The following is a 12,608-nucleotide window of genomic DNA, read 5'->3' on the forward strand; positions in this document are numbered from 1 at the left end:
TTGAAAATGTATCCACTGATACTCCCCTATCGGGAGCAAGCCCCCTCCCACATTGGATCGCGTTGAGCCTTATCCTTCTGTCGGAGCTGGCTGAATCGCCAGTTGGTCAGCCAGGCGTACGAACGCGGCCAAGTCCAGCTGTTCGGGGCGCAGGCTGCCATCGACACCGGCAGCTTCGATTTCAGCGTTGCTCAGCAGGGCCTTGAGCGTGTTGCGCAGCGTCTTGCGGCGTTGGTTGAACGCTTCACGCACAACGCGCTCCAGCAGCTTGTGATCCTTGGCTGGGTGGGGCAGCACGGCATGCGGCACCAGGCGTACGATGGCTGAATCAACCTTCGGCGGCGGGTTGAACGCGCCCGGGCCGACGTTGAACAGGTGCTCCACGCGGCAATGATACTGGACCATGATCGACAAACGGCCCCAATCGCCACCGCCAGGGCCTGCGGCCAGGCGCTCCACCACTTCCTTCTGCAGCATGAAGTGCATGTCGCGGATGATCCCGGCGTTGTTCAGCAGGTGGAAAATCAGCGGTGTGGAGATGTTGTACGGCAGGTTGCCCACCACCCGCAGGCTATTGGGGGCGGCATTCAGGCTATTGAAGTCGAACTTCAGCGCATCACCCTGGTGCAGGTTGAAGTTGGGCTTGCCGGCGAACTGCTGGTTCAGGATCGGGATCAGGTCCTTGTCCAGTTCCACCACGTCCAGTTGCCCGCCGCTGGCAAGCAGGCCTTGGGTCAGCGCGCCCTGGCCCGGGCCGATTTCCAGCAGGCGGTCTTCTGGCTTGGCGTGGATGGAGCGCAGGATGCGGTCGATCACGCCCGCGTCGTGCAGGAAGTTCTGTCCGAAGCGCTTGCGCGCCCGGTGTTGGTAATGCTCAGTCATATACGGGTCTCGGCCATCTGATAGGCGGTTTCCAGGGCTACGTGCAGGCTGCCGGTATCGATCTTGCCGCTGCCCGCCAGGTCCAGGGCAGTGCCATGGTCGACGGAGGTGCGGATGATCGGCAGGCCCAGTGTCACGTTGACTGCAGCACCGAAGCCTTTGTACTTCAGCACGGGCAGCCCCTGGTCGTGGTACATCGCCAGCACTGCGTCGCAGTGCTCCAGATATTTGGGGGTAAACAGAGTGTCTGCAGGCAATGGGCCGCGCAGGTCCATGCCTTCTTGGCGCAGGCGCTCTAATGTCGGTTCAATGATGTCGATTTCTTCATGGCCCAAGTGGCCGCCTTCACCGGCATGGGGGTTTAGCCCGCAGACCAGGATACGCGGTCGGGCAATGCCGAATTTATGTTGCAGGTCGTCATGCAGGATGCGCGTGACGCGCTCTATGCGCTCGGCGGTGATGACGTCGGCAATATCGCGCAGTGGCAGATGTGTGGTCACCAGCGCAACACGCAGGCCACGGGTCGCCAGCATCATCACGACCTGTTCGGTATGGGTCAGCTCGGCCAGAAATTCGGTATGGCCGGAAAACGCGATGCCGGATTCGTTGATCACGCCTTTATGCACGGGCGCGGTGATCATGCCGGCAAAGTCGCCGTCGATGCAGCCTTGCCCGGCGCGTGTCAGGGTTTCCAGCACAAAGGCTGCATTGGCCTTGTTCAGTTGCCCGGCGACCACCTTGGCCTGTAAAGGGGTGTCCCATACATACAGGCTGCCGGCCGGGGCGGGCAGGTCCGGCCAATTGCCCGGTGCCACTTCCAGCAAGTTGACAGCCACGCCCAACTGCGCGGCCCGCTCAAGGAGCAGGTCGCGGCTGGTAATGGCAATCAGGGGGTGTGGCTGAGGTTGCGAGGCGAGCAGCAGGCACAGGTCTGGACCAATGCCGGCCGGCTCGCCGGGTGTCACCGCGAAACGCTGGGGTTTCACTGGGCTGCCTGGTCGGTGCCTGTTTGCTCGGCGCCTGGCAGCTTGTTCTCTACGTAGGCTTCGTCACGGATCTGACGCAACCAGGTTTGCAGCTCTTCGTCGTATTTGCGGTTACGCAGCACGGTGAGGGCTTGCTGCTCGCGGGCCTGGTTGGTGTTGTCGGTGGCGCGACGGCCAAGGACTTCCAGCACATGCCAGCCGTATTGAGTCTTGAACGGCTTGGACAATACGCCTTGTGGCGTGTCGGCCATGACCTGTTGGAACTCGGGCACCAGGGCTTTCGGGTCGATCCAGTTCAAGTCACCGCCGTTAAGGGCAGAACCTGGGTCTTCCGAGAAACTTTTGGCCAGGGTGGCGAAGTCTTCACCGCTTTCGATGCGGTCGTAGATCTTCTGCGCCAGTTCCTTGGTTTGTGCCTCGGTACGGATTTCGCTTGGTTTGACCAGAATGTGACGAACGTGTACTTCGTCTTTCAGCGAGGTCTCGCCGCCGCGCTTGCCCAGCAGCTTGAGGATAATGAAGCCACCTGGGGTACGTGCCGGTTGGGTGATGCCGCCGACTTCCATGGAGCTCAGCTCGCGATCAAACGGAGGTGGCAACTGTGCGGCTTTACGCCAGCCCATGTCACCGCCGTCCAGTGCGTTATCGCTGCCGGAGACGGCAATGGCGGTCTGGGCAAAGTCAGCACCGGCTTTCAGGCGGTCGTACACCGCTTGAGTCTTGGCAGCCGCCGCATTCAGTTGTTCGGCGCTGGCGCTGTCTGGCGTCGGGATCAGGATATTGGCCAGGTGCAGCTCCTCGGAGAGCTGCATCTTGCCAAGGTCCGAAGCCAGGAAGTTCTTCACTTCCTGCTCCGATACCTGGACCCGCTCGGCCACACGGCGCTGGCGCACACGGCTGATGATCATCTCGCGCTTGATCTGGTCGCGGGCGTCCTCATAGGACAGGCCATCGTGGGCCAGCGCGGCGCGGAACTGATCAATGCTCATATTGTTGCGCTGAGCGATGGTGCCGACGGCCTGGTTCAGTTCTTCGTCCGAAATCCGGATGCCGGAACGTTCGCCGATCTGCAGTTGCAGGTTTTCAACGATCAGGCGTTCCAGCACCTGGGGTTCCAGGACGCTGGTCGGCGGCACACCACCGCCACGCTTGGCGATGGTTTGCTGAACTTCCTTGACCCGTTGGTCCAGCTGGCTCTGCATGATCACGTCGTTGTCGACAATGGCCGCTACTTTATCCAGCTGTTGAACCGCGGCGTGTGCCGAAACAGTACCCAGGAACAGCGCGCCCAGCACTAGCGGGCGCAAACACTCAGAAAGCTTTGTCTTCACGTTCACGATAACCTTCAATGCCTTTGTCGAGGAAGCTCTCTACCTTGGCGCCGGTCAGGCCGCCGAGTCCTTTGAGGACGATCTGGAAGAAGAGCCCGTGGTCACCCTTTTCGTTAAGCGGGGCGATCTGGCTGTATTCGTCGTTGGAAACCCAATAGCGATTGATGACGCGCAGTTTCCAGCAGCAGTTGTCGTACTCGAAACCACCGAAGGCTTCCAGGGTGCGGTTGCGGGCATAGTCATACTGCCAGCGGGTGATCAGGTTCCACTGAGGAATGATCGGCCACATCATCGAGAAGTCGTGTTGCTGGATTTTGTAGTAATCCTTCACGTAGTTCTCTTGACCCGGAGTGCCGTAGTCACCACCGAACTGCCATTTGCCGGTCAGCTGGTTGTAGACCACCTGGTCATTGCGATAGCGGTAGCCGAGGTTGACGACCTTGTTCGGGTTGTCTTCTGGCTGGTAGTGGAACATCGCACTGCCAGAGCGTGGGGCATGGCTTTCAGTGTCCCAGTTATAATCGGCCGTGGCACGCCAGTCGCGGTTGAAGCGGAATGCGTATTCCAGGGCGATCGGCGAGACATCTGTTCGGGAGTCATCTCGGTCAGCGGCCAGGACTCCTGGCAGTTGAACCTCGCGATCCTTGAAGTACAGTGCCTGGCCCACGGAAACACGCTGGCGTTCGAAGCCATTTTCTTCGATCCACCGGCTGGTTACGCCTAGGGATAACTTGTTCTCGTCACCGATCCGATCGTTACCGGCGAAGCGGTTATCACGGAATAGAGAGGCATAGCTGAACGAATATTCACTGGTGTCGAAAACCGGAATATCGCTTTGATCTTTGTTCGGTACGTAGAGATAGAACGCCCGCGGCTCAAGGGTCTGGTTATAGTCTTTACCGAACCAATTGGTTTTGCGGTCGAAGTACAACCCGCTGTCTACGCTCGCGATAGGAACAGCGCGATCTTGCGAACTCTTGAACACTCCGCCAGCGTAAGGGGCTGCACCGGGCCGGGTAGCGGCCAGTTGCGCGGCGACAATGTCATCCTTGCCTTTGCTGTCCAGGTCAAGATCATATTTGGTATAGACGTATTTGAGCTTCGGCGTAATAAAGCCATAGCTCCAGTTCATTGGGTACTCAACAGCGGGAGCTACGTTCAAGCGTGTTCCATTTGCACGGGTCAGGCCGTTTACGTAGGTATCCAGGCGTCGTTCACCTATAGTGCCATCAGGATTGAACGGCCCGCCGTCTTCGTTAACCACATTACCGTTTCGAAGGTCTCGGTCAAATCTTACGGCTTCAGTCTCGTAGGAGAAGTTGAGCCCCCCCGGATGGTACGGCAGCTGACCATTGAAGGTGATCTGCGGCAAACGGTCATACGGAGTGATCTGCGAAATCGTCGCCAGTTGATATGACTGCAGGTTCACGCGAGCTTGATAGTTATCACCACTATAAGTCACGGAGCCCTGCTGGTTCAGGAAGTCCTGGCTCTGGATGCCTTCCTGATACGACTTCAAGTCCTGGAAGTAGAACGGATCACTGATCTTGGTGTAATCGACCTGAGTCGTCAGACGCGAATCCAACCCACCCTTATGCTGCCAATTGAGCATATAGCGGGTTTTTTCGTAATCGGTCTGCTTCTTCCGCTCGTCGCTATCATCATTGAGATACGCCCCACCAAACTGCCCTTCACTCGACTTGGTCAGGTAGCGGAATTCGCCCTCCATCAACAAGCCGCGCTTGGTCATGTATTGCGGGTACAACGTGGCATCGTAGTTCGGTGCCAGGTTGAAGTAGTACGGCGTTACCAGCGTGAAGCCAGTCTCGCTGCCGGTGCTGAAGCTCGGCGGCAGGAAGCCGGATTGACGACGGTCGTCGATCGGGAAGTAGATGTACGGGGTGTACAGGATCGGGATGTTCTTGACCCGCAACGTCGCGTTGGTGGCCGTACCGAAACCGGTGGCCGGGTTCAACGTGATGTTGTTGCCCTTGAGCTGCCAGGCGTTGCTGTCCGGCTCGCAGGTGGTGTACGTACCGTCCTTGAGGCGGATGATCGCGTTCTCGGCACGCTTGGCGTACAGGGCGTTACCGCGAATGCGCGACTTGTGCATCACGTATTCGGCGTTGTCGATCTGGGCGGCGCCGGTGTCGAGCTGGACCTGGGCATGGTCGCCCACGATCAGCGCGCCGTTGTCGCGCAGTCGCACCTTGCCGTTCAGCTCGCCACGGTTCTCGGCCTGGTACAGGCTGGCTTCGTCCGCTTCAAGCTGCATGCTGCCCTGGCGCATGACCACGTCACCGGCCAGGGTGGCGACCTGCTGTTCCTGCTCGTAGCGCGAGGCCTTGGCACCGATGAAGGTCGGCGCATCGCTCTTGTCCGTCTTGTCGTTCATGCCAGGACGAGTCGGCTCGATGTAGGCACCGCCGCAGTAAGGGCCGGTCTCGGCCAGCTGCGCTGCAGTCAGCTTGTCGCGAGGCACCCAGTCCAGGTGGCTGTAGTCGGCGCTGCGCGAGCGCAGGCCACGGCCCTTGGATTCGGTGACCAGCACGGTCTTGGGCTCGGCGTCGACGCTGCCGCCAGCCTTGCCTTGCGGCGTGCCGTTGGCCGAGCTGACGGCAGAACCGTCATGCACCGGGCGCGGTGGCAATGGGGCTGCGGCGGTCTTCGGCGCGCAATCCCAGGCACCCGAAGCAGAGACTGAGCAGTCATACTGTTCCGCGGCGACCACGAATGAGGTGGCGAAAGGTTGCAAGGCCAGCAGACTGCCGGTTACCAGCAACGGAAATTTTCTACGAAACGCGGGGGATTTCAATGCCATCTTATTAGTCCGGGCTTCCTGCGTGCCATCTGCCCGCGGTTTGGGCCGCACGCCTCTCGATGGTCTGAAAAAGATGCGTGATAATAAAGCATGCCCCGCTTGACGGCTAGCGCCGTCGGAGACCCTTGTAATGCCCGAGCAAGATCTACGTTTACAACAGCTGGAAGTCTGGCTGGATGAGCAGTTGCCGATCCTCTTCAACGCTCAGGACTGGGGCCCCGTACCCCCGGCCACATTGACCGCGGCCAGCAGCGACGCGAGTTTCAGGCGTTACTTCCGGTGGGAGGGCGGTGCCCATACGTTCGTCGTAATGGACGCTCCACCCCCCCAGGAAAACTGCAAACCTTTCGTCGATATCGCGCATTTGCTGGCGAAATCAGGAATAAATGTGCCAAAAATTTATGCAGAAGACTTGCCTCGTGGCTTTCTTTTGCTCAATGACCTGGGCAGAAAAACCTATCTGGATGTGATTGACGCTGAAAATGCCGATCAATTATTTGCCGATGCCATCGATGCGCTGCTGGCTTTCCAGCAATTGCCGATGGACGCACCATTGCCCAGCTACGACGTGGCCTTGTTGCGTCGCGAGCTTGAATTATTCCCGGAATGGTATGTGCGCCGTCACCTGGGGATCGACTTCGACGCTGAGCAACAAGCCCTCTGGCAACGCGTCAGCGAAAAATTGATCGACAGTGCCCTGGCGCAGCCCAAGGTGCTGGTGCATCGCGACTATATGCCGCGCAACCTGATGATCAGTGAACCGAACCCTGGCGTACTGGACTTTCAGGATGCGGTCTACGGCCCGGTGACTTACGACATTACCTGCCTGTTCAAGGACGCTTTCCTCAGTTGGCCCCAGGCGCGTGTGCGTGAATGGCAGCACGGCTACTGGCAGCGCGCCGGGCGGTTGGGGATCCCGGTGCAGGACGACTTCGAAGACTTTCTGCGCGCCAGCGACCTGATGGGCGTGCAGCGTCATCTCAAGGTCATCGGTATTTTTTCGCGTATTTGCCACCGTGACGGCAAACCGCGCTACCTGGCCGACGTGCCGCGTTTCTTTGCTTATATAGACGCGGTGCTCGCCGACCGACCCGAGTTGAGCGACCTGGGCGAACTGCTCGCCAGCCTGCGCCAGCCCGCCGAGGCCATTGTATGAAGGCGATGATCCTTGCGGCGGGCAAGGGCGAGCGCATGCGTCCGCTCACCCTGCATACGCCCAAGCCGCTGGTGCAAGCCGGCGGCAAGCGGTTGATCGAGTATCACCTTGAAGCTTTGGCGAAGGCCGGCTTTACCGAGATCGTGATCAATCATGCCTGGCTAGGCCAGCAAATTGAGAAGTACTTGGGTGACGGCGCCCAGTTCGGGCTGCGCATCCGCTACTCGCCGGAGGGGGAGCCGCTGGAAACGGGGGGCGGGATATTCCAGGCGTTGCCGCTGCTGGGGGATGACCCCTTCCTGGTGGTCAATGGCGATATCTGGACTGACTACGATTTTACCCGCCTCGGGCAGCCGATCCAGGGCCTGGCGCACTTGGTGATGGTCGACAACCCTGAGCACCACCCGTCAGGCGGGGATTTCTACCTGGATAAAGGTCTGCTTCATGATGCCGCGCCCGGTGCCGATAACCTGACCTTCAGTGGCATTTCAGTGCTCGACCCCAAATTGTTCGCGGGTTGCAGCGCCGGTGCCTTCAAGTTGGCGCCGCTGTTGCGTGCGGCCATGGCTAAAGGTCTGGTAACGGGGGAGCACATGACGGGACGCTGGGTGGATGTCGGGACGCTGGAGCGTCTGGCGCAAGTCGAAACCTTGCTGACAGCGGAGCAGTAGGATGTTGTGGCCAGGGACGCTGATCGGCGCCGGGGCTGGCTTTGCCATTGCCAGTATTCCGGGGGGCTTGTTGGGTGCATTGCTGGGGCAGGCGCTGGATCGTCGCCTGCAACTGCACAGTTGGGCGCAGTTGCGCGAACGCCTGGGCGGGCGCCCGGCGTTGCGCAACGACGAACTGTTGTTTGTGCTGTTGGGGCGGTTGGCCAAGAGTAACGGCCGGGTTGTGGATGGGCATATCCAGCAGGCGCGTCAGGAGATGCGCGCCTTGGATATGTCCGAGCCGGCCCAGCGTCGCGCTATCAGCGCCTTCAACCGGGGCAAGTCTGGCAGCGACCGTGTGCGCAGCTACCTGCGTGTGCTCAAGGCGCAACCCCATGCGGCGGAAGGCGTGCTACGTGCCTGTTGGCGCATGGCCTGGGCGGACGGGCGGGCGGATGACGCCGAGCGCGACCTGATCGACCTGTGGGGCAAATGGCTGGGCTGGACGCCGCAACAACTCCAGGCACTGGCAACCGATTACGCGCCGCAGCGTAAGCCGCTGGCCAATCGTGGTGGAGCCTATCAGGAGGCGTTGCGGGTTCTGGGTGTGACGACGACCACTGAGCCCTCGGTGATCAAACGCGCCTACCGTCGCCTCCTCAGCCGCCACCACCCGGACAAGATCGCCGGCACGGGCGCCAGCCCTGCACAAGTGCGTGAAGCCACCGAACGCACCCGGGAGCTGCATAACGCTTACGCGTTGATTCGCGAGCGTCGGGATTTTCGCTGAGGCTATCGGCCTGAGAGGCCCCTCCCACATTGTTTCTGCAACAGGTTCGAAGACATGATCAGTCTGCGCCGCCCTGCGGGCTGAGCCATCCGCGAACCCGCCGATACAACTGTTCCTGCTCTGCTGCGCTATTGCCGGGCAACGCCGTGAGCGATACCTGCTTGTAACCGTCATTCTTCGAGCGCTTGGCCGCCTGGATACGCTCCTGCGCGTTTTTGCGTTCCTGGGGTGTGTCTTGATAAAACACATCCGCCGTGGGCACCTTCAAGCTCGGCGCCAGTTGTTGCAGGTCCGGTTGGCGAGCCGCCGGCGTCTTCCCGGCCACCATGATCAGCTTCTGCACCTGGGATGGCTGTTTCTCGCTCAGGTAACGTGCGGCCCACCAGGCACCGGTGCCGTGGCCGAGCAGCACCACACTGCGGGCGCTTTGGGTCTGGGCGAAGGCGACGGCGGCGTCGATGCGGTCGAAGATGCGCTTGGCGTCGGTCTTGTCCTGTTCATCCGCATCCGGCACCACCGCCGGATCAGTACCTTCGGCCTCGGCGCTGGCGGCCTGTTCGACAGGTTTGGCAGCCGTGCTGCCGTCCTTGCTGCTGGTGTCGACCGCAGCTTTTGGCGGTTCGATGACCCGTGGCGGCAAGGTGTCTACATTTACGTCCGGCAGTGACAGGCTCAAGGTGCCCCAGGCCGCATCCGGTAACTTGCGCCGCAAGGGGGCGATTGCTTGCGGCCAGTCGGCGTTCTCCCCGGCGCCCGGTACGATAATCACCACACCTTCGGCCTCTGCGCCGTTGGCGGGTTTCCAAAGGGCCAGGAACGAATCGCTACCGGCTTGCAGCTGTTGTTGTTCCGGTTGCGGAATCTGGCGCTCCAGAGCGCTGGCTTGCGACTGGCTGCGCTCGGGCAGAGGTTGGCGCTCAGCAGGTTTTTCGGCAGCGGGCGCGGGCGCGTCGGCGGCGTGAGCAGGCAGGGCGCTGGCACATAGTAGCGACAGGCACAACGTTGGCAGTGCCGAACGGTGGAGAAAAAGCATCGTTAATTTCCGGCCATAAGTGATGTGAGCAGCCTAATGGGTTGGTCAGTATTTGTCAGTGATGTGGGGCGTGGTTTTCTGCCAGCAGGTTATCGGCGATGACCATTCAACCAGTGAATGGCAGACAACACGCGATGGGCAGCTATTCTTGTGCCAGCCCATCATTCATAAGAGGCCGCGCACATGAGTACTTCCTCATTCAAGATCGCCCATAAACTGCTGACCGGCGCGGGCGCCATCGAGCAATTGGCCGCGGAACTGACCCGGCTGGACGTGGATAACCCGCTGATCGTTACTGATGCGGCCCTGGTCAAGTCTGGCACCGTGGCCCTGGCCCTCGAACAGCTGGGCGATCGTGCTTACGAAATCTTCGATCGCGTACTGCCCGACCCGGAAATCGCCATCGTCGAAGACTGCATGCGTGCGTACCGCGAAGGCGGGCATGACGGCCTCATTGGTGTGGGCGGCGGCAGCGCCATCGATATCGCCAAGAGCGTGGCGGCGTATGCCGGCTACCACGGTGCGCTGGCGGATTTGTTCGGGGTCGACCAGGTGCCGCGCAAGGGCCCGCCGCTGATCGCCATCCCGACCACGGCGGGCACCGGTTCGGAGGTGACCAATGTGGCGATCCTCTCCGACAAGGCCGCACAGCTGAAAAAAGGCATCGTCAGCGACTACCTGCTGCCGGATGTCGCGCTGATCAGCCCGCAAATGACTCTGACCTGCCCGCGCAGTGTCACCGCGGCCAGTGGTGTGGACGCCTTGGTGCATGCCATTGAGTCCTATCTGTCACTGAACGCCTCGCCGATCACCGACGCCCTGGCCATCGGCGCCATCAAGCTGATTGCCAACGCGCTGCCCAAGGCTTACGCCAACTCGGCCAACCTGCAGGCCCGTGATGACATGGCGACCGCCAGTCTCATGGCCGGCATGGCATTCGGGAATGCCGGAGTCGGTGCCGTGCATGCGCTGGCTTACCCGTTGGGCGGGCGTTTCAATATTGCCCATGGTGTGAGCAATGCGCTGTTGCTGCCGTACGTCATGCATTGGAACAAGTTGGCCTGCGTCGAACGTATGCAGGATATTGCCCAAGCCATGGGCGTGAATGTGACGGGGCTGAGTGTCAACGAGGCTGCCGACCAGGCCGTGGAGGCAATGACGCGACTATGCGCCGCCGTCGAGATCCCCGCCGGGCTGCGCAGTTTCGGGGTGCCCGAAGACGCCATTGCGGCCATGGCCACGGAAGCTGCGGGCATTGAGCGTCTGATGCGCAATAACCCGCGTCAGCTCAGCGCGGCCGATATCGAGAAAATCTACCGGGCGGCTTACTAACCATTGAGGTAGGTCACGGTGCGCGCAGCAAAGCATGAGGTATACAATGCGCGCCATCGTGATTTAGCTCAAAAAAGGTGCGTCATGCAGCCCTTCGTCATTGCTCCATCGATTCTCTCCGCCGACTTCGCCCGCCTGGGTGAGGAAGTGGACAAGGTGTTGGCCGCGGGTGCCGACTTCGTGCACTTCGATGTCATGGACAACCACTACGTACCCAACCTGACCATAGGCCCGATGGTCTGCGCAGCGCTGCGCAAATACGGCATCACCGCGCCGATCGACGCCCACCTGATGGTCAGCCCCGTGGACCGCATCGTCGGTGACTTCATCGAGGCCGGCGCGACCTACATTACCTTCCACCCGGAAGCCACGCTGCACGTCGACCGCACCCTGCAACTGATCCGCGAAGGCGGCTGCAAGGCGGGCCTGGTGTTCAACCCAGCCACTCCGCTGAACGTGCTTGAGTACGTGATGGACAAGGTCGACATGGTGCTGCTGATGAGCGTCAACCCAGGTTTCGGCGGGCAGAAATTCATCCCGGGCACCCTGAACAAGCTGCGTGAAGCGCGAGCGCTGATCGACGCCTCAGGGCGCGATATCCGCCTGGAGATCGACGGCGGCGTCAACGTCAACAATATTCGTGAAATCGCTGCCGCCGGCGCCGATACCTTCGTGGCAGGCTCGGCGATCTTCAACGCACCGGACTACCAAGCCGTCATCGACACGATGCGTGCCGAACTGGCGCTGACGCGTCCATGAGCGGCTTCGAGCAGCTGTTCCCCGGCAAGCTGCCACGGCTGGTGATGTTCGATCTGGACGGTACGCTGATCGACTCGGTGCCTGACCTGGCAGCGGCGGTGGACCAGATGCTGCTCAAACTGGGGCGCAAGCCGGCGGGGATCGAGTCGGTGCGCGAGTGGGTCGGCAATGGCGCGCCGATGCTGGTGCGCCGGGCCCTGGCCAACAATATCGACGCTTCGGGTGTCGATGAGGTGGAAGCCGAGCACGCTCTGGAATTATTCAATGTCGCGTACGAAAACGGCCACGAACTCACCGTGGTCTACCCCGGCGTGCGTGACACTCTCAAATGGCTGAGCAAGCAGGGCGTGGAAATGGCCTTGATCACCAACAAGCCGGAGCGCTTTGTCGCGCCGCTGTTGGACCAGATGAAAATCGGCCGTTATTTTCGCTGGATCATCGGTGGCGATACCTTGCCGCAGAAAAAGCCTGACCCGGCTGCACTGTTCTTTGTGATGAAAATGGCGAATATCCCGGCGTCCCAGTCATTGTTTGTCGGCGATTCGCGCAGTGATGTACTGGCGGCAAAAGCTGCAGGCGTGCAGTGCGTAGCCTTGAGCTACGGCTACAACCACGGGCGCCCGATTGCCGAAGAGTCGCCGGCGCTGGTGATTGATGATCTGCGCCTGCTAATCCCCGGTTGCCTGGGAGCGGGCGCTGAGATAACGTTGCCCGACATTGATCCGTCCCCTTCTGGAAACGCCATCGTGGTGGTCACTCGCAAACTCTGGATGAAAGTCATCAAGGCCCTGGCCCGCTGGCGTTGGCGCGCCTGACTGATTCTCGCCGCGCTGCGGCACGTTTGCCTACCTGACCGTTTGACCCTCAA

At 60.8% G+C, this 12,608-nt stretch carries 11 protein-coding genes; 6 read left to right on the plus strand and 5 right to left on the minus strand.

Annotated features, from left to right (window positions below):
- Positions 1–69: 69 nt before the first annotated feature.
- Genes rsmA through E4O97_RS12480 form a run of 4 tightly spaced genes read right to left on the minus strand, consistent with a single transcriptional unit; the run spans position 70 to position 6,020 of the window.
- On the minus strand, positions 70–882 hold the full coding sequence (gene rsmA / locus E4O97_RS12465; RefSeq protein ID WP_005792048.1) for a 16S rRNA (adenine(1518)-N(6)/adenine(1519)-N(6))-dimethyltransferase RsmA: 813 nt from the start codon (positions 880–882) through the stop codon (positions 70–72).
- Positions 879–1,868 (minus strand): 4-hydroxythreonine-4-phosphate dehydrogenase PdxA, encoded by a 990-nt coding sequence (gene pdxA / locus E4O97_RS12470; RefSeq protein WP_248161428.1) that lies wholly within the window; start codon positions 1,866–1,868, stop codon positions 879–881. Before pdxA ends, rsmA begins: the two co-directional genes overlap by 4 nt.
- Complete coding sequence (locus E4O97_RS12475; protein WP_164366076.1) at positions 1,865–3,199, minus strand: peptidylprolyl isomerase; 1,335 nt, start codon at positions 3,197–3,199, stop codon at positions 1,865–1,867. Before E4O97_RS12475 ends, pdxA begins: the two co-directional genes overlap by 4 nt.
- Positions 3,180–6,020, minus strand: a complete 2,841-nt coding sequence (locus E4O97_RS12480) for an LPS-assembly protein LptD (RefSeq protein WP_122736004.1) — start codon at positions 6,018–6,020, stop codon at positions 3,180–3,182. The genes E4O97_RS12475 and E4O97_RS12480 overlap by 20 nt, the downstream gene beginning before the upstream one ends.
- A 130-nt stretch (positions 6,021–6,150) precedes the next feature.
- Here E4O97_RS12480 and E4O97_RS12485 point away from each other — a divergent pair, with 130 nt between their 5' ends.
- Genes E4O97_RS12485 through E4O97_RS12495 form a run of 3 tightly spaced genes read left to right on the plus strand, consistent with a single transcriptional unit; the run spans position 6,151 to position 8,616 of the window.
- Positions 6,151–7,176, plus strand: coding sequence for a phosphotransferase (locus tag E4O97_RS12485; protein WP_216090384.1), 1,026 nt, complete (start codon positions 6,151–6,153; stop codon positions 7,174–7,176).
- Positions 7,173–7,847 (plus strand): N-acetylmuramate alpha-1-phosphate uridylyltransferase MurU, encoded by a 675-nt coding sequence (murU, locus tag E4O97_RS12490; protein WP_223019017.1) that lies wholly within the window; start codon positions 7,173–7,175, stop codon positions 7,845–7,847. Before E4O97_RS12485 ends, murU begins: the two co-directional genes overlap by 4 nt.
- Position 7,848: 1 nt before the next feature.
- Positions 7,849–8,616 (plus strand): TerB family tellurite resistance protein, encoded by a 768-nt coding sequence (locus tag E4O97_RS12495; protein WP_248161430.1) that lies wholly within the window; start codon positions 7,849–7,851, stop codon positions 8,614–8,616.
- Between the two features lie 58 nt (positions 8,617–8,674).
- Here the strand turns inward: E4O97_RS12495 and E4O97_RS12500 are convergent, their stop codons facing one another.
- On the minus strand, positions 8,675–9,649 hold the full coding sequence (locus tag E4O97_RS12500; RefSeq protein ID WP_032879192.1) for an alpha/beta hydrolase family protein: 975 nt from the start codon (positions 9,647–9,649) through the stop codon (positions 8,675–8,677).
- Positions 9,650–9,832: 183 nt separating this feature from the next.
- Between E4O97_RS12500 and E4O97_RS12505 the strand changes: the two genes are divergently transcribed.
- The 3 genes from E4O97_RS12505 (at position 9,833) to E4O97_RS12515 (ending at position 12,555) form a co-directional block, all read left to right on the plus strand.
- Complete coding sequence (locus E4O97_RS12505; RefSeq protein ID WP_248161432.1) at positions 9,833–10,981, plus strand: iron-containing alcohol dehydrogenase; 1,149 nt, start codon at positions 9,833–9,835, stop codon at positions 10,979–10,981.
- 84 nt (positions 10,982–11,065) lie between these two features.
- The gene (gene rpe / locus E4O97_RS12510; RefSeq protein WP_078822472.1) at positions 11,066–11,740 is read left to right on the plus strand and encodes a ribulose-phosphate 3-epimerase; all 675 of its coding nucleotides are present in this window, start codon (positions 11,066–11,068) and stop codon (positions 11,738–11,740) included.
- Positions 11,737–12,555 carry a phosphoglycolate phosphatase gene (locus E4O97_RS12515; protein ID WP_005792030.1) on the plus strand — a complete coding sequence of 273 codons (819 nt, stop codon included), beginning with the start codon at positions 11,737–11,739 and terminating at the stop codon, positions 12,553–12,555. Before rpe ends, E4O97_RS12515 begins: the two co-directional genes overlap by 4 nt.
- Positions 12,556–12,608: the final 53 nt, after the last annotated feature.

The organism is Pseudomonas sp. W15Feb34 (assembly GCF_023127765.1).
Lineage (GTDB): Bacteria > Pseudomonadota > Gammaproteobacteria > Pseudomonadales > Pseudomonadaceae > Aquipseudomonas > Aquipseudomonas synxantha_A.

Coding starts and splice junctions, on each gene's coding strand:
- rsmA (WP_005792048.1), bottom strand. CDS start 882: ATGACTGAGCATTACCAACACCGGGCGCGCAAGCGCTTCGGACAGAAC.
- E4O97_RS12480 (WP_122736004.1), bottom strand. CDS start 6,020: ATGGCATTGAAATCCCCCGCGTTTCGTAGAAAATTTCCGTTGCTGGTA.
- E4O97_RS12485 (WP_216090384.1), top strand. CDS start 6,151: ATGCCCGAGCAAGATCTACGTTTACAACAGCTGGAAGTCTGGCTGGAT.
- murU (WP_223019017.1), top strand. CDS start 7,173: ATGAAGGCGATGATCCTTGCGGCGGGCAAGGGCGAGCGCATGCGTCCG.
- E4O97_RS12495 (WP_248161430.1), top strand. CDS start 7,849: ATGTTGTGGCCAGGGACGCTGATCGGCGCCGGGGCTGGCTTTGCCATT.
- E4O97_RS12500 (WP_032879192.1), bottom strand. CDS start 9,649: ATGCTTTTTCTCCACCGTTCGGCACTGCCAACGTTGTGCCTGTCGCTA.
- E4O97_RS12505 (WP_248161432.1), top strand. CDS start 9,833: ATGAGTACTTCCTCATTCAAGATCGCCCATAAACTGCTGACCGGCGCG.
- rpe (WP_078822472.1), top strand. CDS start 11,066: ATGCAGCCCTTCGTCATTGCTCCATCGATTCTCTCCGCCGACTTCGCC.
- E4O97_RS12515 (WP_005792030.1), top strand. CDS start 11,737: ATGAGCGGCTTCGAGCAGCTGTTCCCCGGCAAGCTGCCACGGCTGGTG.